We start from the raw sequence: 20,605 nt of genomic DNA on the forward strand, positions 1-20,605 counted from the left end.
CCGCTGGGAACGACGCGACGACATCCACGAAGCCTTCCTCAGCCTCGCCATCTGCCTGATCACCCACCGCCACGTCCAACGCCTTTGTTAGGACCTCTAAGGCATGCGCGTCACGGGCAGCTGGTGTGCCCCTGCCCGGACAACGGCGCAGAGTCCCTTGCAGCGCCATCGACGACCTGATAGACCTGCCGTCGTTTAGTAACGCTAAACACGTCCACAGTTCTTGGAGCCCATGTGCGCGGTTGTTCTCCGGAGACCCGGCCACGCCTGTCGAGGCGGCGGATGTCGACCTCACGGATCCGCGGACGGGCGAAGTCGGGGTTCACATCACCGTGGCGGGATGTGCCAAGCGGAGCGGGTGCGTCTGAATCGGGGCACGGCCTCGATGAGCACGCGCGCAAGCATGTCATGAGCCAGGTCGATGCCGACCGCTGACGAGCGAAAGAGCGGACGATGAGCATTCAGCTTCTCCGGCCTGCCGAGTGCACGGCAGTCTCGGGCAGCCACTGCCGCACGTTGGGGGCGACCCGATGCCGGCGGCCGGCTACTCCTCTGCCGGTGACACGGCATGTCGGGGGCGTCGGCACCTCGAATTCAGGGGGACACTGAGACATGGACGAGCTGTGGCCGGCGCCCTCCCGCGAGGTCGCTGACGCGATCAGGTCACTGTGCCAGCGCCTGCTGACGGAAACGGACGCCCTGGTCGACACCTTTGCAAGGCCCTCTCTCGTGGCCCAGAACGATCCCGCCCTCCTCGCCGATGCCTCGCTGGTCGAGGAGGATTGGGAACTCAACCGCTCCGATCTCGTCCAATGGCTGACCGCGAATGTCCAGCAACCGGGGCGGCGGGTGGAGCCCTACGTCGGCCCGAGAGCCATGGCGTACATCAACGATCTCGTCTCCCGGGGCATTGCGCCCGACTTCGCCGGCGCGTGGCGTGTGGCGCTGGGGATCGGCTGGCGGCGGTGGCTGGAGGAATGCGTGGCGCGCTGCGCCGACCCCGACCTTCTCGTGGGGGTCCTGGACGTCACGGCGCAGTCGATGGTGCAGTACGCCCTCGACTCGGTCGCAGCCCTGCGCCAAGTCGGCCTGAACGCTGCGGTGGGCAACGCGGATGCCGAGGGGATCGCACTGATCCAGCTGATCGCCAGCGGGGCGCCGATGGCGGAGGATCTCGCCGAGGGGCGCCTGCGTTACCGGATGGCACGGTGGCACACGGGTCTTGTGTTGTGGATCGATGATCCTCAGCAGGTCGATGCTCTGGACGAGGCGACGCTGGCCGTGCGCTCCGCAGCCACCGGCCGAACCGCTCTGGTGGCACGCGCCAGTGCGACGTCGCGGTGGATCTGGCTCTCGGGGGCGGGTGCCGTCCCGGACCTTCACCACGTGGAGCAGGTCATGGCGACTGCTGACGGGGTCCGCGTGGCGGTGGGAAGGCCGGGGCATGGGCTCCAAGGGTTCAGGACCAGCCACCAGGACGCCCTCGCGGCACAGGCGCTGGTCATCCGGCTCGGGTCCGACCGGCGATTCACGGCGTACGCCGACGTCGAGCTGATCGACGCGCTCACGAAGGACCGTGCCGGCGCACGTCGGTTCGTCGTCAACACGTTGGGGTCGTTGGCCGAGGCTGACACGGCACTGCGGGAGGCGCTCCTCACCTACGTGCAGTGCGGATTCAACGCCACCCGGGCGGCCGCCCACCTCTACGCCCACCGAAACACCGTCGAGCGGCGCGTCTCGCGCGCCAACGAACTCTCGGCCGTCAAGGTGGAGGACAACCCGACCCATGTGGCGGCGGCGCTCCTGGTGTTGGACATCGTGCCTGACATCGTGGCGACCAATCCAAGCTGAGCTCCGGGCGCGGCGCTCGGCGATTCCAGGGCAGGACCCCGGCGTGTGCGTCGGCGTCCGCAGCATCGGTCTCAGGGCGCACCTCACGCTGGACCGCTGGCGGATACAGCTCCGGATCAGGTCGAACACGTACACCATGCCGCAGGACACAACCGAGCGGAACATAGACCGTGATCGCCGGTTGGCCAAACCGGCGATCACGGCAACCCTTGGAGTGGTTTGTCAATCTCTGGGCGTGGACGCCCCATCGACTTCTCAGTTCGGGAGAAGCGCCCGGACTGGAGGAAAGCGAGTAGTCCTGTCTTATCCGATCAAGAAGCTCGCCCCCAATGCCAAGGGGAAGGTTCGGTACCGGTTCGTGGTCGATGCGGGCCCCGATCCGGTCACGGGGAAGCGTAAGCAGGTGACCCGTACGTTCGGGACGCTGAGGGAGGCGAAGGCGGAGTACGCGAGCATCGTGCATCGTCGCTACGAGGCAGCGCGCGCACCGCTCAGTCAGGTCACGGTGGACGAGTGGCTCGATCAGTGGCTGTCCATGAAGGCGGAGGATCTGGAAGAGAGCACTGCCTACAGCTACACCATGACCCTGGCCCGGGTCCGCGGAAGGCTCGGGCACATCCGTCTTCCGGACCTCACCGAGGAACATGTGGCGGCATGGATGCGATGGGCGCTCCAGGACGGGCGTGGGCGGGGAGGGAGGCCGGGCACCGGCCTGGGGGCGACCTCGGTCGAGATGTCGCTGGCCCGGTTGAAAGAAGCGCTAGACCGGGCGGTGACACGGGGCCTGGTCGAGGTGAACGTCGCACGTGAGGTGACCGTTCCCCGTAAGGCACGCAAGGCAGAACGCAGGGCCAGGGCGGCAGTGCTGCCGTGGAGCGTCACGGAAGTACGCGCCTTCGTTCGTGCGATCGCAGGTGACCGTCTGCAGGCACCCTTCCTCCTGGCTCTGATGGGTCTTCGGCCGGCGGAGATCTGTGGCATGCGCTGGGCGGACGTCGACCTGGACGAAGCCACGGTGTCCATCACCAACACCCGGACGGTCATGGGGAACGACATCGTGGTGGAGAAGGACGCCAAGTCGCTTGCCGGTGAGCGGCAGCTTCCTCTGCCGGCTCCGGTTGTGGCTGCCTTGACCGCGTTCCGGGATGCTCAGGCAGACGAGAAGACGGCGGCGGGGCAGGGGTACCAAGACAGCGGCTACGTTCTCGTGGACGCTGGGGGCAGGGCGCTCAACGGACGTCAGCTGCGTGAGCGGGCCTACAAGGTCATGGACCGCAGCGGGCTGCGTCGGGTCCGTCTGTACGACGCCCGTGCGAGCTGCCTGACGTACCTGGCGAACCACGGGGTCCCGGACCATCTCCTCGCCCGGTGGGCCGGCCACGCCGACGCCCGGACCACGAAGCGCTGGTACGTGAAGCCGGATGTGGAGGACCTGCGGCCGGCGGCGGACACGTGGGGAGGTCTGGCGAGTGGCTCCGCCCCCGTTCACGAAGAGAATGTGAGATGTGGGAGCGTGAACGGGTGAGTGAGAAGAACGTCGACAGCATGCAATACCGCTTTGACGGGCCGGAACAGGCCCCGGTACTGGTCATGGGGCCGTCCCTCGGTGCTACATGGCACATGTGGGACCGGCAGGTGCCCGAGCTGGCGCAGCAGTGGCGGGTCTTCCGTTTCGACCTGCCCGGGCACGGCGGCGCCCCCGCTCACCCGGCGGGTTCCGTCGCCGACCTCACCTCGCGCCTGCTGGCCACCCTCGACGGGCTCGGCGTGCAGCGCTTCGGGTACGCGGGCTGCGCGTTCGGCGGCGCCGTCGGTATCGAGCTGGCCCTGCGCCACCCCGAGCGCCTCGCCTCCCTCGCGCTGATCGCCGCCTCGCCCCGCTTCGGCACCGCCGACGAGTTCCGCCAGCGCGGCGTGATCGTCCGTACGAACGGGCTCGACCCCATCGCCCGCAGCTCGCCGGAGAGGTGGTTCACCGGAGGCTTCGCCGCCGCCCAGCCCGCGATCACCGAGTGGGCCGTGCAGATGGTGCGGACCACCGACCCCGGCTGCTACATCGCCGCCTGCGAGGCGCTCGCCGCCTTCGACGTGCGCGGCGAGCTCGGGCAGGTCGGTGTGCCCGCCCTGGTCCTCGTCGGCTCCGACGACCAGGTCACCGGCCCCGCCGAGGCCCGGACGCTGGTCGCCGGCATCCCGGACGCCCGCCTCGCCGTCGTCCCGGGCGCCTCCCACCTGGTCCCGGTCGAGCAGCCCGGAGCCGTCACCGACCTGCTGGTGCGGCACTTCTCCACGGCCTGGCAGAGCGCCCACGACGCCTCCACCGGCCAGGTCGCCGTCCCGGCCGCCCACCCGGCCGTTCCCGCCGCCCCCGTGGCCGTGCCGCCCGCCCCCGTGGCCTCCGCCGCCCCCGTCCAGCCGGCCATGGCGCCGCCCCCGCCGCAGGCCGCGCCCATCGCCGAGATCGCCCCGGCCCCCGCGGTACCGGCGCAGGGTCGGCCCGATCCGTACGACGCCGGACTCAAGGTGCGCCGCGAAGTGCTCGGCGACGCGCACGTCGACCAGGCCCTGGCGGAGGCGGACGAGTTCTCGGGAGACTTCCAGGAGTTCCTCACCCGGTACGCCTGGGGCGAGGTCTGGGACCGTCCGGGCCTGGACCGGCGCACCCGCAGCTGCGTCACCCTCACCGCCCTGATCGCCGGCGGTCACCTCGAGGAATTGCCGCACCACATCCGGGCCGCCCTGCGCAACGGCCTCACTCCGGCCGAGATCAAGGAAGTCCTGCTCCAGGCGGCCGTCTACTGTGGCGTACCGGCCGCGAACGGCGCCTTCCGGGTGGCGCAGCAGGTCATCCGGGAGGAGACCACGCCGCCCGAGTGAGTCCCGGCGAGCCGGGGGACGGCGTGCGGCGGCAGGATGGAGTCATGAAGCTCACCAAGAAGTCGCACGCCTGCGTCCGCCTCGAGAAGGACGGGCAGACGCTCGTCCTGGACCCCGGTGGATTCAGCGAGGAGGACGCGGCCCTCGGCGCGGACGCGATCCTCGTCACCCACGAGCACCCCGACCACTTCGACGAGCTGCGGCTGCGCGCCGCGATGGAGAACAACCCGGCAGCCGGGATCTGGACGCTGAAGTCGGTCGCCGAGAAGATCTCCGCGGCCTTCCCCGGCCGCGTGCACACCGTCGGCCACGGCGACACCTTCACCGCCGCCGGCTTCGACGTGCGGGTGCACGGCGAACTGCACGCGGTGATCCACCCGGACATCCCGCGCGTCACCAACATCGGGTTCCTCGTCGACGGCGGCAAGGTCTTCCACCCCGGCGACGCCCTCACCGTCCCCGACCACCCGGTCGAGACGCTGATGCTCCCCGTCATGGCGCCGTGGAACAAGATCTCCGAAGTCATCGACTACGTCCGCGAGGTGAAGCCGCAGCGCGCCTACGACATCCACGACGCGCTCCTCACCGACCTGGCCCGCCCGGTCTACGACCGCCAGATCGGCGAGCTGGGCGGGGCCGAGCACCTGCGGCTGACCCCGGGGGACTCCGCGCGGGTCTGAGGCGCGCGGGTGAGAACCGCGGGTGTGAGAACACCGACGTCCGGGCCGGCCCGGGACCGGGGCCGCGTTGTCAGTCCCGCCCGGTAGGTTGTGGGACATGCGCATCGCGACCTGGAACGTGAACTCGATCACCGCCCGCCTCCCGAGGCTGCTCGCCTGGCTGGAGAGCAGCGGCACCGACGTGCTGTGCCTCCAGGAGGCCAAGGTCGCCGAGGAGCAGTTCCCCTTCGACGAGCTGCGCGAGAAGGGCTACGAGGCGGCCGTCCACGCCACCGGCCGGTGGAACGGGGTGGCGGTGCTCTCCCGCGTCGGCCTCGAGGACGTCGTCAAGGGCCTGCCCGGCGACCCCGGCTACGAAGGCGTCCAGGAGCCCCGCGCGATCTCCGCCACCTGCGGCCCGGTCCGCGTCTGGTCGGTGTACGTGCCCAACGGCCGCGAGGTGGAGCACGCGCACTACGCCTACAAGCTCCAGTGGTTCGAGGCGCTGCGCGCCGCCGTCGAGGGCGACGCGGCCGGCGGCCGCCCGTTCGCGGTGATGGGGGACTACAACGTCGCGCCGACGGACGACGACGTCCACGACCGCGCCGCCTTCGAGGGCTCCACCCATGTCACCCCCGCCGAGCGCGCCGCCCTCGCCTCGTTGCGCGGTGCCGGCCTGTCCGACGTGGTGCCGCGCCCGCTGAAGTACGACCACCCCTTCACCTACTGGGACTACCGCCAGCTCTGCTTCCCCAAGAACCGCGGCATGCGCATCGACCTGGTCTACGGCAACGAGCCCTTCGCCAAGGCCGTCACCGACTCCTACGTCGACCGCGAGGAGCGCAAGGGCAAGGGCGCCTCGGACCACGCACCGGTCGTGGTGGACCTGGAGGTGTAGCCACCCGCCCTGCCCGCCGCCCGGCGTTTCCGCGCGCCCTGTGGTGCGCACCGGGGCACGAATGACAATCTGGAGGTATGAACATCCCCTTCCTCGGCAGACGGCGCGAAGATCCACGGGCTCACGACGCCGAGGGAATCGGCGACCTGCTCGCCGACTGCGACCTGCTGCGCTCGCAGGCGCTGCGGGAGGGTGTCCGACTCGACGACTCCGAGCTTTCCTTGGAGCGTCTCGACCAGATGCTGCCCCGGTGGCGCGGCGACGCCGAGATCCTGGACTGGCTCGGCAACGACGCCGGTCTGTACCTCGGCACCGTGATCGTGCGCACCGTGCCGGGCGCCGCCTGGTCCATCCGGTCCGACGGGCAGCCCGTCGTCCGGCTGGCCTCCGGCCGGGAGTTCGACGTGGTGGCCTCCGGCCACGCCTGGGCGGCGGACGGCGCTCCCGAACTCTCGCAGCTGTACGGCGAAGTCGCGGAAGCGTGAACTGCCGTAAATAGGGCTATTGCCCGGAAGGTGCGTGTCGTCAGCAAAGGTGCCTTTCGTCCCGGTACGTTGCGGTCGTCGGGTCACACACGAACGCACAGGGGCACTCACAAGGTGCAGCCGGAGATCACTGCTCGCGCGCAACGGACACCACGACGGCGTGTCCGCGGCCGAGGAGAAGGTCAGCTGCACACCGGGTTCAGGAAGCCCGGTGGGAGTTGCGGGTCGCCTGCGTCTGTGCCGGCGCCGGCAGGGGGCTCGTCGCCGCCCGGGTCACGTCTCCGACGAGTTCGACGACGTCCGGGCCGTACGCCTGAGAGTTGACCACCTTCAGCAGCAGCACGAAGGAGTTGGTGCCGTGCTTGCGCGCCAGCTTCTCGTGGTGACGGGCGAGATAGCGGGTGGCGGCCTGGTTGGTGATGGCGCGCTGCCCGCAGAACAGGAACGCGGGCCGCGCCTCGCGCCGGTCCCCGGCCGTCAGCCGGGCCAGCAGGACGTACTCGGTGATGCCCGCGTCCATGCGGTAGCGCTCGGCGCCGATCTGGAAGGCGCCGCGGTCCGGACCGGGTTCGGGATCGACGTTGACCCGCACACCGGGCAGCATGGCCGCCATGTGGGCCACCATCCGGCGGTTCGACCCGGGCCCGCCCACGCAGAACTCCGTCCGCTCGCCGAAGCCCTGGTGGACCATGTCCTGGGTCACCACCTGCAGATGCGCGCCGCAGTCCTTGATCAGGGCGGCCAGCTCCAGCAGCGCGAAGACGTCGAAGCGGTGGACCGCCGGTTCGGAGGCGGCCGGGTCCCGGTTGACGACGAGCAGCGACTCGGAGCTGTCCGGCAGCCCGAAGAACGCCTGCTTGCGGCGGAGTCTGCGCTTCCACAGGTAGGTGCGGGCCAGCCAGCCCAGCGCGGCACTGGTGCCCGCCGCGACCACGCCCAGGACGATGTTGCGTACGTCGTCAGTCATGGGCGCGCATGCTAGCGGGCGTCGGCGTACCGGTGTTCGACGGGTCGTGTCGGGACCGTGTCGTACGCGTTCTCCACGCATTCCTGACGCGACCATGACGATCAACTAAGCTGCCCGAACGGCCCTTCCCTGGAGGTGCGGATGCGTCGCCCTGTCGCACGGAATCTGACGGTCCTGGCGGTCTCGGCCGCCGTGGTGTCGGTGGGGGCGGCGGCGCCACCCGCCGCGCAGAGCAGACCCGCCGTGCCCAAGTCCCCGGTCGCCGTCGGGTACGGCGGCGCGGTCGCCAGCGTCGACCCGGACGCGTCCGCCGCCGGCATCGAGGTGCTGCGCAAGGGCGGCAACGCCGTCGACGCGGCCGTGGCCACCGCGGCCGCCCTCGGCGTCACCGAGCCCTACTCCGCCGGCATCGGCGGGGGCGGCTACTTCGTCTACTACGACGCCAAGTCCCGTACCGTACGCACGATCGACGGCCGCGAGACCGCGCCGCTGAGCGCCGGCGAGGACCTCTTCACGGAGAACGGCGAGCCCATCCCCTTCGCCGACGCCGCCAGCAGCGGCCTCGCCGTCGGCACCCCGGGCACGCCCGCCACTTGGCAGACCGCCCTGGACAAGTGGGGCAGCCGGAAGCTGTCCTCGGTGCTCAGGCCCGCCGAGCGCCTGGCCCGGCACGGCTTCACCGTCGACGAGACCTTCCGCTCCCAGACCGCCGCCAACGAGCAGCGGTTCCGCTACTTCCCGGACACCGCCGAGCTTTTCCTCCCCGGCGGCGAACTCCCCGTAGTCGGCTCCACGTTCAAGAACCCGGACCTCGCGCGCACCTACCGGGAACTCGGCCGCGAAGGCGTCGACGCGATCTACCACGGCGAACTCGGCGAGGACATCGTCGAGACCGTCAACGAGCCGCCCGTCGACCCGGAATCCGGCTGGAACGCCCGCCCCGGCGACCTCACCGCCAAGGACCTCGCGGCCTACGAGACCAAGCTCCAGGCGCCCACGCGCACCTCGTACCGCGGCCTGAACGTCTACTCCATCGCACCGTCCTCCTCCGGCGGCACCACGGTCGGCGAGGCCCTCAACATCCTGGAGCGCACCGACCTTTCCAAGGCGAGCAAGGCCCGCTACCTGCACCGCTTCATCGAGGCCAGCCGCATCGCCTTCGCCGACCGCGGCCGCTGGGTCGGCGACCCGGCCTTCGAGGACGTACCGGCGAAGGAGCTGCTGTCGCAGCGGTACGCCGACTCCCGCGCGTGCCTGATCAAGGACGACGCGGTCCTCACCAGCCCCCTCGCACCCGGCGACCCCCGCGACCCCGCCCCCTGCGCGGACGGCGGCACGGCGGCGCCGACGACGTACGAGGGCGAGAGCACCACGCACCTGACCGTGGCCGACAAGTGGGGCAACGTCGTCGCCTACACGCTCACCATCGAGCAGACCGGCGGCAGCGGCATCACCGTGCCAGGCCGCGGCTTCCTGCTCAACAACGAGCTGACCGACTTCTCCTTCGCCCCCGCCAACCCGGCCGTCCACGACCCGAACCTGCCCGGCCCCGGCAAGCGCCCGCGCTCCTCCATCGCGCCGACGATCGTGCTGGACCAGCACCACAAGCCGGTCGTGGCCGTCGGTTCGCCCGGCGGCGCCACCATCATCACCACCGTGCTCCAGACCCTCACCGGCGTCATCGACCGCGGCCTCCCGCTCGTCGACGCGATCGCCGCCCCGCGCGCCAGCCAGCGCAACGCCGCGCAGACGGACCTCGAACCCGGGCTCTACGACAGCGGCCTGCGCGAGGAACTGGAGGCCATCGGGCACTCCTTCAAACGCAACCCCGAGATCGGCGCGGCGACCGGAGTGCAGCGGCTGCCGAACGGCAAGTGGCTGGCCGCCGCCGAGAAGGAACGACGCGGCGGCGGCTCGGCGATGGTGGTGTGGCCCACGGGGCAGCGGTAGCGGGTCTCACAGCTCGGGGACGGGCTGCTGCGGCGTCCGGAACGCCAGCCGCCCGTCCTCGACGTCGACCGTCACCCGGCCGCCCTCCGCGATGCGGCCGTCGAGGAGCAGCCGGGACAGCTCGTTGTCGACCTCGCGCTGGATGGTGCGGCGCAGCGGACGGGCGCCGTACTCGGGCTGGTAGCCGCGCTCGGCGATCCAGTCCACGGCCGCGTCCGTGAAGTCGGCCGTGACGCCCTGCGCGTGCACCATGCGCCGGGTCTCTTCCAGCAGCAGGCTGGTGATCTGCCGCAGCTGTTCGCCGCTGAGCTGGCGGAAGACGACGATCTCGTCGATGCGGTTGAGGAACTCGGGGCGGAAGTGCTCACGCAGCGGGCGCAGCACCTGCTCGCGCCTGGCCTCCTCGTCCGCCTCCGAGCCGCCGGAGCCGAAGCCGATGCCCGCTCCGCGCCGGGTGATCACGTCGGAGCCCAGGTTGCTGGTCATCACGACGACCGTGTTGCTGAAGTCCACCGTGCGGCCCTGCGAGTCGGTCAGCCGCCCGTCGTCCAGCACCTGGAGCAGGATGTTGAAGACGTCCGGGTGCGCCTTCTCCACCTCGTCCAGCAGGAGCAGCGAGTACGGGTGCCGGCGCACCACCTCGGTGAGCTGGCCGGCCTCCTCGTGCCCGACGTAGCCGGGCGGGGCGCCGACCAGACGGCTGACCGTGTGCCGCTCCTGGTACTCGCTCATATCGAGCCGCACCATCCGGTCCTCGCTCCCGAACAGCGCCTCCGCGAGCGCCCGCGCCAGTTCGGTCTTGCCGACGCCGGTCGGGCCGAGGAAGAGGAAGCTGCCGATGGGCCGGTCGGCGCTGGAGAGGCCGGCGCGGGAGCGGAGCACGGCGTCGGAGACGACCCGTACGGCCTCGTCCTGGCCGACCACCCGCTCGTGCAGGTGGGACTCCAGGCCCAGCAGCCGGTCCTTCTCCTCCTGGGTGAGGCTGGCGACCGGGATGCCGGTCTGCCGGGACACCACCTCGGCGATGGACTCGGTGCCGACCACGAGGTTCAGGCCCTCGTCGGCCTCGCCGCCGCCGTCGGCCTCGGTGATCCGCTGCTTCAGCTCGACGATCCGGTCGCGCAGCTGCGTGGCCTGCTCGTACTGCTCGTCCGCGACCGCCTGGTCCTTGTCCCGGACCAGCTGGTCGACCTCGCGCTCCATGGCCCGTACGTCCGTGCCCTTGGTGCGCGCCCGCAGCCGCACCCGGGCGCCGGCCTGGTCGATCAGGTCGATGGCCTTGTCCGGCAGCCGGCGGTCGGTGAGGTAGCGGTCGGACATCTCCACGGCCGCCACCAGCGCCTCGTCGGTGTAGCGGACCTGGTGGTGGGCCTCGTAGCGGTCGCGCAGGCCGCGCAGGATCTCGATCGCGTCCGCGGTGGTGGGCTCCGGGACCAGGATCGGCTGGAAGCGGCGGGCGAGCGCCGCGTCCTTCTCGATCCGGCGGTACTCCTCCAGCGTGGTGGCGCCCACGATGTGCAGTTCGCCGCGGGCCAGGGCCGGCTTGAGGATGTTGCCGGCGTCCATCGAGCCGCTCTCGCCGCCACCGCCCGCGCCGACGACGGTGTGCAGCTCGTCGATGAAGATGATCAGCTGGTCGGAGTGGGCGCGGATCTCGCCCACGATGTTGTTCATCCGCTCCTCGAAGTCACCCCGGTAGCGGGTGCCCGCGACCACGCCGGTCAGGTCGAGCGCGACCACCCGGCGCCCGATCAGTACGTCGGGCACGTCGCCGTCGGTGATGCGCTGGGCCAGCCCTTCCACGACGGCGGTCTTGCCGACGCCCGCGTCACCGATCAGCACCGGGTTGTTCTTGCCGCGCCGGGAGAGCACCTCGACGGTCTGCTCGATCTCGTCCTCGCGCCCGATCACCGGGTCGATCCGGCCCTGCTGGGCCAGCTCGGTGAGGTCGCGGCCGTACTTGTCGAGGGTCGGCGTGTTGGTGGCCTGCGGTCCCTCGGTGCGGCCCTTCGCCGCGTCCGGCGTCTCCGTCGGCAGACCCGACGACGGTGCGAACCGGGCCGCGTTCAGGATGTGCCCGGCGGCCGAGTCAGGGTTGGCGGCCAGGGCGCTGAGCACGTGCTCCGGGCCGATGTAGCCGGTGCCGGTCGACCGGGCCAGTTCGTGCGCGTCCAGCAGGGCGCGCTTGACGGCCGGGGTCAGGGACAGCGAGGTGGGCGGCGGCACCTCGCCCGGCGGGTGCTGCACCGGGCCGCTGCGCTCGTCGATCTGCGACGCCAGCGAGTCCGGGTCGGCGCCGGCGCGGCTGAGCAGGCCCCGGGTCGGTTCGGTGGAGAGCGCCGCCCGCAGCAGGTGCTCGGTGTCCAGGTCCCGGCTGCCGTGCTCGGCGGCGTACTGCGCGGCCCCGCGCACCAGCTCCCGGGCGGGCTGGCTGAGCAGCCGGCCGATGTCGATCTGCCTCGGCCTGGGCCCGCCGAAGAAGCGTGCCAGGAATTCCGCGAACGGGTCGCCCTCCGGGCCCATGTAGCCGCTGGTCATCGTGTACGGACCTCCGCTGCATCGCTGTCGACGTGCCGGAGCCGGGTAACCCGGTCGGGGCGCGGTCATGCCCAACATGACACGTTCTGTTCCGCCGGGCATGTCCGGCAACCCGGGCGGGCGGAGGGCCTCACGGCCGGGCACGTGACGTGCTGTGCGGACGCTGCGGACGCCCGGTGCGGGGGCTGCGGACGCCCTGGTGCCGGGTGGCGGGGCTGGTCCGGCCCTGGATCGTGGGGCCCATCTCGCGTCGGGGTCGCGTGCTGTCTTGTGCCGGGTGACGGGGTTCGTGTCGTTCCGGGCCGCGGGGCTGTCCCGTGCCGGGCTGCGTGGTTGTTCGGCGCCGGGTGGCGGGGGACGTCTCGTTCCCGGCACGTGGTTGCCCCGTGCCGGGCTGTGTGGCTGTTCGGCGCCGGGTGGCGGGGTTCGTCTCGTGTCGGCTCGCGTGGTTGTCCCGCGTCGGGCTGCGTGGTTATCCCGCGCCGAGCTGCGTGGCTGTCCCGTGCCGGGTGGCGGGGCTCGTCTCGTCCCGGGCCGCCTCGTTGTCCCGCGCCGGGCTGCCTGGTTGTCTCGCGCCAGGCCGCGCGGCTGTCCCGTGCCGGGGCACGAGGCCGTCTCGCGCCGGGGGCTTTCGGCTGTCCCCCATCGGGTCACGGAGCCGCTTCCGTCCCGGCCGTGGTGCCGCGTTCCGCGCCGGCCGGCATCGGACTGAGGCGCGCATCGGGCGCCCGGTGCTACGTCCCGTACCGGCCACGGGGCTGCGTCCCGTACCGGCCACGGGGCTGCGTCCCGTACCGGCCACGGGGCTGCGTCCCGTACCGGCCACGGTGCTGCGTCTCCTGGCGGCCCCGGTGCCGCGTCCCGTCGGGTCACGGAGCCACGGGGCCGCTGTCCGCCCCCCACGCCCTCGTGAACGTTCCGCGGCGCCCGGGTCACGGCATCCTCAGAGGCCTTCCCGTGACGTCAGGACGCGGGGGCCGGCGTCCGTGATCGCCACCGTGTGTTCCACGTGGGCCGCACGCGAGCCGTCGTTGGTGCGCAGGGTCCAGCCGTCCGGGGCCGGGTGGTAGTCGTCCCGTCCGCTGCTGATCAGCATCGGCTCGATGGCGATGACCATGCCGTGCCGCAGGGGGAGCCCGCGCCCCGGCCGGCCCTCGTTGGGCACCCCCGGGTCCTCGTGCATGTGCCGGCCGATGCCGTGGCCGCCGAAGTCCTCCATGATGCCGTAGCCCGCCGACCGGCACACCGTGCCGATGGCGTGCGCGATGTCGCCGACGCGGTTGCCGACGACGGCCGCCCCGACGCCCGCCGCGAGGGCGCGCTCGGCGGTCTCGATCAGCGTCACGTCCGCCGCGCGCGGGGCGCCCACGATGAAGCTGACCGCCGAGTCACCGGCCCAGCCGTCCAGCGTCGCCCCGCAGTCGATCGAGACCAGGTCGCCGTCGCGCAGCCGGTAGCCGTCCGGGATGCCGTGCACGATCGCGTCGTTCACCGACGCGCAGATGACACCGGGGAAGGGCGTCGGCGCGAAGGAGGGACGGTAGCCGAGGAACGGCGACCCGGCGCCCGCCTCCCGCAGCACCTCGCGCGCCACCGCGTCCAGCTCCAGCAGGGACACGCCCACGTCCGCGCACCGCCGTACGGCGGTCAGGGCGCGCGCGACGACCTGGCCCGCCGCGTGCATGGCGTCGATCGATGTGTCTGTCTTCAGTTCCACCATACCAATTACTATACCGGTATTTGAATTGGGGCGGTCACGCGGGACCGGTATTAGAATGACGGCATGGTGCGCACCCCCCTGACCCCCGAAGAGCGCGAGCGCGGCGAACAGCTCGGCCGCCTGCTCCGCGCTGCCCGCGGCGAACGGAGCATGACGGAGGTCGCCGCCGTGGCCGGCGTCTCCGCCGAGACCCTGCGCAAGATCGAGACCGGCCGGGCGCCCACCCCGGCGTTCTTCACCGTGGCCGCGCTGGCCGCCGCGCTGGGGCTGTCCATGGACGACCTGGTCGGGAGGTGCGAGCCCGCGGCGGCGGCCTGAGACACCCGCACTCACCCACAGGAGTGCGAAACGCGATCGACACCGCGCCTTGACGACGATGGTCTTGGCAAGCCCCTCCGGCCAGGCATACGTTCGTCCCTCTACGGCCGCTCTACGGGCGTAGAGGCTCTGACGTCGTGACGTCGTGTCGAAGGAGCAGCTCATGGCCAACGTCGTACGCGCCGCTCTGGTCCAGGCCACCTGGACCGGCGACACCGAGTCCATGGTGGCGAAACACGAGGAGCACGCCCGCGAGGCCGCCCGGCGGGGCGCCCGGGTCATCGGCTTCCAGGAAGTCTTCAACGCCCCCTACTTCTGCCAGGTCCAGGACCCCGAGCACTACCGCTGGGCCGAGCCCGTGCCCGACGGTCCGACCACCCGCCGCATGCAGGCCCTCGCCCGCGAGACCGGCATGGTGATCGTCGTCCCCGTCTTCGAGGTCGAGCAGTCCGGCTTCTACTACAACACCGCGGCCGTGATCGACGCCGACGGCACCGTCCTCGGCACGTACCGCAAGCATCACATCCCGCAGGTCAAGGGCTTCTGGGAGAAGTTCTACTTCCGACCCGGCAACCTCGGCTGGCCCGTCTTCGACACCGCCGTCGGCAAGGTCGGCGTCTACATCTGCTACGACCGGCACTTCCCGGAGGGCTGGCGCCAACTCGGCCTCGGCGGCGCCCAGCTCGTCTACAACCCCTCCGCCACCCACCGCGGCCTCTCCGCCCACCTGTGGCGTCTGGAGCAGCCCGCGGCGGCCGTCGCCAACGAGTACTTCGTCGCCGCGATCAACCGGGTCGGGCAGGAGGAGTACGGCGACAACGACTTCTACGGCACGTCGTACTTCGTCGACCCGCGCGGCCAGTTCGTCGGCGACGTCGCCAGCGACACCAAGGAGGAACTCGTCGTCCGCGACCTGGACTTCGACCTCATCGAGCAGGTGCGGCAGCAGTGGGCCTTCTACCGCGACCGCCGCCCCGACGCCTACGAAGGGCTGGTGCAGCCGTGACCAAGGACCTCTACGCCCGGCACCGCTCCGTCCTGCCCGACTGGCTCGCCCTCTACTACGAGGACCCGCTGGAGATCACCCACGGCGAGGGCCGGCACGTCTGGGACTCCGCAGGCAACAAGTACCTCGACTTCTTCGGCGGCATCCTCACCACCATGACCGCGCACGCCCTGCCCGAGGTGACCAAGGCGGTCGGCGAGCAGGCCGGGCGGATCATCCACTCCTCGACCCTGTACCTCAACCGGCCCATGGTCGAACTCGCCGAGCGGATCGCCCACGTCTCCGGCATCCCCGACGCCCGCGTCTTCTTCACCACCTCCGGCACCGAGGCCAACGACACCGCCCTGCTGCTCGCCACCGCCCACCGGCGCAGCAACACGATCCTGGCGATGCGCAACAGCTACCACGGCCGCAGCTTCAGCTCCGTCGGCATCACCGGCAACCGAGGCTGGTCCCCGACCTCGCTCTCCCCGCTCCAGACGCTCTACGTCCACGGCGGCGTCCGCACCCGCGGCCCCTACGCGCACCTCGACGACCGCGACTTCATCGACGCCTGTGTCGCCGACCTCAAGGACATCCTCGGTCACACCCGCCCGCCCGCCGCGCTGATCGCCGAACCCGTCCAGGGCGTCGGCGGCTTCACCTCCCCGCCGGACGGCCTGTACGCCGCCTTCCGCGAGGTGCTGCACGAGCGGGGCATCCTGTGGATCGCCGACGAGGTGCAGACCGGCTGGGGCCGAACCGGCGAGCACTTCTGGGGCTGGCAGGCCCACGCACGCAGCGGCCCGCCGGACATCGTGACCTTCGCCAAGGGCATCGGCAACGGCATGTCCGTCGGCGGCGTCATCGCCCGCGCCGAGATCATGAACTGCCTCGACGCCAACAGCATCTCCACCTTCGGCGGCACCCAGGTCACCATGGCCGCGGGCCTCGCCAACCTCTCCTACCTGCTGGAGCACGACCTCCAGGGCAACGCACGGCGCGTCGGCGGACTGCTCATCGAACGGCTGCGGGCCGTCGCCGCCCAGGTGCCGCACGTACGGGAGGTGCGCGGACGCGGGCTGATGATCGGCGTCGAGCTGACCCGGCCCGGCACCGGCGAGGCCGCCCCCGAGGCGGCGTCCGCGGTCCTGGAGGAGGCCCGCGCGGGCGGGCTGCTCGTCGGCAAGGGCGGCGGCCACAGCACCAGCGTCCTGCGCGTCGCCCCGCCGCTGTCCCTCACCGTCGCGGAGGCCGAGGAGGGCGCCGCGATCCTGGAGCGCGCTCTGCGGAGCATCTGACAGCAGCGTCCCGAGCGGAGGAAACGCCGCCATGACCTCCACCGTGGAGACCTCCGGGCAGCAGCCCTGGGAACCCGCTCTGACGGTCCGCCAGGTCCTCGGGCTGGAGCGGGTGCTCGCCGGGCAGCCCGAGGTGGTGGCCGGCGCCCACCGGCTCGACCGGCCCGTGCGATGGGTGCACGTCGCCGAGGCGGCCGACGTCGGCGTGATGCTCAGCGGCGGCGAGATGGTCCTCACCACCGGGGTGCTGCTCGCCGGTGACGAGGACAAGCAGGGCGAGTACGTCCGCTCCCTGCACCGCGCCGAGGCCTCGGCCGTCGTGCTGGGCCTCGGCCGGGCCTTCCCCGCCCCGCCCGACGGGATGCGCGCGGCGGCCGAGCGGTGCGGACTGCCCATGGTCGTCCTGCACCGGCCCTTCCCCTTCGCCGAACTCACCGAGGAGGTCCAGTCCCGGCTGCTGCGGCGCAAGTTCGCCGCCGTCAGCCTCTCCGAGGCCGTACGCACCGAACTGACCGGCCTGATCACCGCCGGCGCCCCCGTGCAGCGCCTGCTCGACGAGGTCGCCCGGCACGGCGGCTGCCCCGTCGTCGTCACCAACCTCGCCCACCGCGTCCTCGCCACGGCGGGGGAGCGGGCGGCCGTCGACGACGTGCTGCGGGACTGGGAGCGCATCGCCCGCCAGGCGGGTGCCGGGTCGGCCGACGGCTGGATCCGCGCCGACTTGAGCTGCCGCGGGGAACGCTGGGGCCGGCTGGTGCTGTGCGGCTACCGGGGCGAGAGGGCCGCCGGGCGCCTGCTCGCCGACCGGGCCGCCGAGGCCCTGGTCCTGCACCGCATGCTCGCCGGTGACGGGACTCACGCCCAGAACTCCGGCGGCTCCTGGGACTCCTGGGCGGAGCAGTCCGCGCGGAGCCTGCTCACCGACCTGGACACCGGCGCCGTACCGGCACGGCAACTGCTGCCCCGGGCGCGGGCCGCCGGGCTGCCGGTCAACCGGCGGATCTTCGTCCCGCTGGTCGTGCGCGGCGGCCGCGACGGCCACGGTGGTGAACCGGCCCGCCTGGACCGCGTACTGCGGCTGCTCGGCCTGCCGGGGATCGCCGCCGGGCTCGACGACGACCGCGTCGCCGTCCTGCTCAGTCTCGCCCCCGACCAGGACGCCAGGGCACTCACCGCCCACCTCGCCGCCCGGCTGCGCTCCGAGCCGGAGTCCTCCCGCGCCGTGGTCGCGGCGGCCGACGCCCGTAGCTGGGACGACGTCCCCGCCGGTCTGCGCGAGGCCCGGCACGTCGCCGACGCCGTCGCCGACTCGGCGCCCGGCCTCGACCCGCCGCCCGTCGTACGGCTGCGCGACATCCACCTGCGCGGACTGGTACGGCTGCTGCGCGACGACCCGCACGTGCAGTCCTTCGCCGAACGCGAGCTGGACGGGCTGCTCGCCGGCCCCGACGAGGACCTGCTCGCCGTCCTGCGCACCTACCTCGCCACCGGCCGCAACAAGTCCCGCACCGCCCAGCTCCACCACGTCTCCCGCCCCGCCCTCTACCGCCGCCTGGAAGCGATACAGAGCCGGCTCGGCGTCGACCTCGACGACTTCGAGCAGGCCGCCTCCGTACACATCGCGCTCCTCGCCCACGACGCCCAACAGGGGTGACACCGTGCAATGCCCGACCCCGACAGACGTGACACCGTGCCACTCAATCCGGCCGCCCGCCGCCCCTAATCTCGCCGTACACCGAGCGCCACACCGAGCGAGTGGAGGCCGAAGATGAGCCGAGTGATCCGTGCCGCGCTCTTCCAGACCGCCTGGACGGGCGACAAGGAATCCATGATCCAGGTCCACGAGCAGGCGGTGCGCGACGCCGCCGCCCAGGGCGCACAGGTCCTGTGCTTCCAGGAGCTGTTCTACGGACCGTACTTCTGCCAGGTCCAGGACCCCGAGTTCTACGCCTACGCCGAACGCGTCCCCGACGGCCCCGTGGTCGAACGCTTCCAGCGGCTCGCCCGCGAGCACGGCATCGTCCTGGTCCTTCCGATGTACGAGGAGGAGCAGCCCGGCGTCCTCTACAACACCGCCGCCGTCATCGACGCCGACGGCTCCTACCTCGGCAAGTACCGCAAGACGCACATCCCGCAGGTGCGCGGCTTCTGGGAGAAGTTCTACTTCCGCCCCGGCAACTCCGGCTGGCCGGTCTTCGACACCGCCGTCGGCAAGGTCGGCGTCTACATCTGCTACGACCGGCACTTCCCGGAGGGCTGGCGGGCACTGGGACTGGAAGGCGCCGAGATCGTCTTCAACCCGTCGGCCACCTCACGCGGCCTGTCCGGCTACCTGTGGCAGCTGGAGCAGCCGGCGGCGGCCGTCGCCAACGAGTACTTCGTCGGCGCCATCAACCGCGTCGGCGTCGAGGAGTACGGCGACAACGACTTCTACGGCACCTCGTACTTCGTCGACCCCGAGGCACAGTTCGTCGGCGAGGTCGCGAGCGACAAGGAGACCGAACTCGTCGTCCGCGACCTCGACATGGGCAAACTGCGCGAGGTCCGCGACCGCTGGCAGTTCTACCGCGACCGCGCGCCCGGCGCGTACTCGCCGCTGACCGCGCCCTGACCGGGCGGGGCCCCCGACAGGAGGGAAGAGCAGCATGAGCAGCCGTACCGTCATCCGCGGTGGCCTCGTCGTCACCGCGTCCGACGAGATCCACGCCGACGTCCTGATCGAGGACGGCCGCATCGCCGCCCTCGCCGCGACCGGCACGCCCGCCGCCGAGGCGTTCTCGGCCGAGCGGGCCATCGACGCGCGCGGCAAGTACGTCATCCCGGGCGGCGTCGACGGCCACACCCACATGGAGATGCCCTTCGGCGGCACCTACGCCGCCGACACCTTCGAGACCGGCACCCGGGCCGCCGCCTGGGGCGGGACGACGACGATCGTCGACTTCGCCATCCAGAGCGTCGGGCACTCCCTGCGCTCCGGGCTGGACGCCTGGCACGCCAAGGCCGAGGGCAACTGCGCGATCGACTACGCCTTCCACATGATCGTCTCGGACGTCAACGAGAAGACGCTGAAGGAGATGGACCTGCTGGTGGAGGAGGGGGTGACCTCCTTCAAGCAGTTCATGGCCTACCCGGGCGTCTTCTACTCCGACGACGGCCAGATCCTGCGGGCCATGCAGCGCGCCGCCGGCAACGGCGGACTGATCATGATGCACGCCGAGAACGGCATCGCGATCGACGTCCTCGTGGAGCAGGCCCTCGCCCGGGGCGAGACCGATCCCCGCTACCACGGCGAGGTACGCAAGGCGCTGCTGGAGGCCGAGGCCACGCACCGGGCCATCCGGCTCGCGCAGGTCGCCGGGGCGCCGCTGTACGTCGTGCACGTCTCGGCGACGGAGGCGGTGGCGGAGCTGACCCGCGCCCGCGACGAGGGGCTGCCCGTCTTCGGCGAGACCTGCCCCCAGTACCTGTTCCTGTCCACCGACAACCTCGCCGAGCCCGACTTCGAGGGCGCCAAGTACGTGTGCAGCACCCCGCTCAGGCCGAAGGACCACCAGGCCGCCCTGTGGCGGGGCCTCAGGACCAACGACCTCCAGGTGGTCTCCACCGACCACTGCCCCTTCTGCTTCACCGGGCAGAAGGAGCTGGGCCGCGGCGACTTCTCCAAGATCCCCAACGGGATGCCGGGCGTCGAGAACCGCATGGACCTGCTCCACCAGGCCGTCGTCGACGGGCACATCAGCCGCCGCCGCTGGATCGAGATCGCCTGCGCCACCCCGGCCCGCATGTTCGGCCTGTACCCGAAGAAGGGCACCATCGCGCCCGGCGCCGACGCCGACGTGGTCGTCTACGACCCGCACGCCGAGCAGGTCATCTCCGCCGAGACCCACCACATGAACGTCGACTACTCGGCGTACGAGGGCAAGCGGATCACCGGCCGGGTGGAGACCGTGCTCTCACGCGGCGTGCCGGTCGTCACCGAGCGGGAGTACACCGGGCGCAAGGGCCACGGCGTCTACACCCCGCGCGCCACCTGTCAGTACCTGAACTAGGAGCGGT

16 protein-coding genes and 1 pseudogene are annotated in these 20,605 nt (G+C 71.6%); 14 read left to right on the plus strand and 3 right to left on the minus strand.

Annotated elements, in window-relative coordinates; translation table 11 throughout:
• The 7 genes and pseudogenes from KUM03_RS39240 to KUM03_RS16580 form a co-directional block, all read left to right on the plus strand.
• Nucleotides 1-91 (plus strand): annotated as a pseudogene (locus tag KUM03_RS39240) (IS5/IS1182 family transposase); the annotation flags it as partial.
• A 521-nt stretch (nt 92-612) separates the two neighbouring features.
• The gene (locus KUM03_RS16555; protein ID WP_217249327.1) at nt 613-1,851 is read left to right on the plus strand and encodes a CdaR family transcriptional regulator; all 1,239 of its coding nucleotides are present in this window, start codon (nt 613-615) and stop codon (nt 1,849-1,851) included.
• Between the two features lie 403 nt (nt 1,852-2,254).
• Nucleotides 2,255-3,376, plus strand: coding sequence for a tyrosine-type recombinase/integrase (locus tag KUM03_RS16560; RefSeq protein ID WP_374225328.1), 1,122 nt, complete (start codon nt 2,255-2,257; stop codon nt 3,374-3,376).
• Between the two features lie 20 nt (nt 3,377-3,396).
• Nucleotides 3,397-4,728 (plus strand): 4-carboxymuconolactone decarboxylase, encoded by a 1,332-nt coding sequence (gene pcaC, locus KUM03_RS16565; protein WP_374225330.1) that lies wholly within the window; start codon nt 3,397-3,399, stop codon nt 4,726-4,728.
• A gap of 44 nt (nt 4,729-4,772) precedes the next feature.
• Complete coding sequence (locus tag KUM03_RS16570) at nt 4,773-5,408, plus strand: MBL fold metallo-hydrolase (RefSeq protein WP_217249329.1); 636 nt, start codon at nt 4,773-4,775, stop codon at nt 5,406-5,408.
• Nucleotides 5,409-5,505: 97 nt separating this feature from the next.
• Nucleotides 5,506-6,285 (plus strand): exodeoxyribonuclease III, encoded by a 780-nt coding sequence (locus tag KUM03_RS16575; protein WP_217249330.1) that lies wholly within the window; start codon nt 5,506-5,508, stop codon nt 6,283-6,285.
• Nucleotides 6,286-6,362: 77 nt separating this feature from the next.
• Entirely contained in the window at nt 6,363-6,770 is a 408-nt protein-coding gene (locus tag KUM03_RS16580; protein WP_217249331.1) for a DUF6278 family protein, read from the plus strand.
• 199 nt (nt 6,771-6,969) lie between these two features.
• Here the strand turns inward: KUM03_RS16580 and KUM03_RS16585 are convergent, their stop codons facing one another.
• On the minus strand, nt 6,970-7,737 hold the full coding sequence (locus KUM03_RS16585; protein ID WP_217249337.1) for a hypothetical protein: 768 nt from the start codon (nt 7,735-7,737) through the stop codon (nt 6,970-6,972).
• Nucleotides 7,738-7,878: 141 nt separating this feature from the next.
• On the opposite strand from KUM03_RS16585, the gene ggt reads away from it, so the two are divergent.
• Nucleotides 7,879-9,687 carry a gamma-glutamyltransferase gene (gene ggt, locus KUM03_RS16590; RefSeq protein WP_217249339.1) on the plus strand — a complete coding sequence of 603 codons (1,809 nt, stop codon included), beginning with the start codon at nt 7,879-7,881 and terminating at the stop codon, nt 9,685-9,687.
• 6 nt (nt 9,688-9,693) lie between these two features.
• On the opposite strand, the gene KUM03_RS16595 is transcribed toward ggt, so the two are convergent.
• Together KUM03_RS16595 and map are read right to left on the minus strand one after the other, a co-directional pair.
• Complete coding sequence (locus KUM03_RS16595) at nt 9,694-12,225, minus strand: ATP-dependent Clp protease ATP-binding subunit (RefSeq protein WP_217249341.1); 2,532 nt, start codon at nt 12,223-12,225, stop codon at nt 9,694-9,696.
• A gap of 943 nt (nt 12,226-13,168) precedes the next feature.
• Nucleotides 13,169-13,945 (minus strand): type I methionyl aminopeptidase, encoded by a 777-nt coding sequence (map, locus tag KUM03_RS16600; RefSeq protein WP_217249344.1) that lies wholly within the window; start codon nt 13,943-13,945, stop codon nt 13,169-13,171.
• 63 nt (nt 13,946-14,008) lie between these two features.
• Here map and KUM03_RS16605 point away from each other — a divergent pair, with 63 nt between their 5' ends.
• The 6 genes from KUM03_RS16605 to hydA all read left to right on the plus strand — a co-directional run bounded on the left by KUM03_RS16605 (nt 14,009) and on the right by hydA (nt 20,598).
• Nucleotides 14,009-14,263 (plus strand): helix-turn-helix domain-containing protein, encoded by a 255-nt coding sequence (locus KUM03_RS16605; protein WP_217249347.1) that lies wholly within the window; start codon nt 14,009-14,011, stop codon nt 14,261-14,263.
• Nucleotides 14,264-14,426: 163 nt separating this feature from the next.
• Nucleotides 14,427-15,269 (plus strand): nitrilase-related carbon-nitrogen hydrolase, encoded by an 843-nt coding sequence (locus tag KUM03_RS16610; RefSeq protein ID WP_073730463.1) that lies wholly within the window; start codon nt 14,427-14,429, stop codon nt 15,267-15,269.
• The gene (locus tag KUM03_RS16615; protein ID WP_217249349.1) at nt 15,266-16,549 is read left to right on the plus strand and encodes an aspartate aminotransferase family protein; all 1,284 of its coding nucleotides are present in this window, start codon (nt 15,266-15,268) and stop codon (nt 16,547-16,549) included. The genes KUM03_RS16610 and KUM03_RS16615 overlap by 4 nt, the downstream gene beginning before the upstream one ends.
• Nucleotides 16,550-16,580: 31 nt before the next feature.
• A complete protein-coding gene (locus KUM03_RS16620) occupies nt 16,581-18,203 on the plus strand; it encodes a PucR family transcriptional regulator (RefSeq protein ID WP_217249351.1) in 1,623 nt (540 codons plus the stop codon).
• 114 nt (nt 18,204-18,317) lie between these two features.
• Nucleotides 18,318-19,160 (plus strand): nitrilase-related carbon-nitrogen hydrolase, encoded by an 843-nt coding sequence (locus tag KUM03_RS16625; RefSeq protein WP_217249353.1) that lies wholly within the window; start codon nt 18,318-18,320, stop codon nt 19,158-19,160.
• Between the two features lie 34 nt (nt 19,161-19,194).
• Nucleotides 19,195-20,598 (plus strand): dihydropyrimidinase, encoded by a 1,404-nt coding sequence (gene hydA / locus KUM03_RS16630; RefSeq protein WP_217249355.1) that lies wholly within the window; start codon nt 19,195-19,197, stop codon nt 20,596-20,598.
• The last annotated feature ends 7 nt before the right edge of the window (nt 20,599-20,605 follow it).

It is taken from the genome of Streptomyces sp. AC602_WCS936 (assembly GCF_019049125.1).
GTDB lineage: Bacteria > Actinomycetota > Actinomycetes > Streptomycetales > Streptomycetaceae > Streptomyces.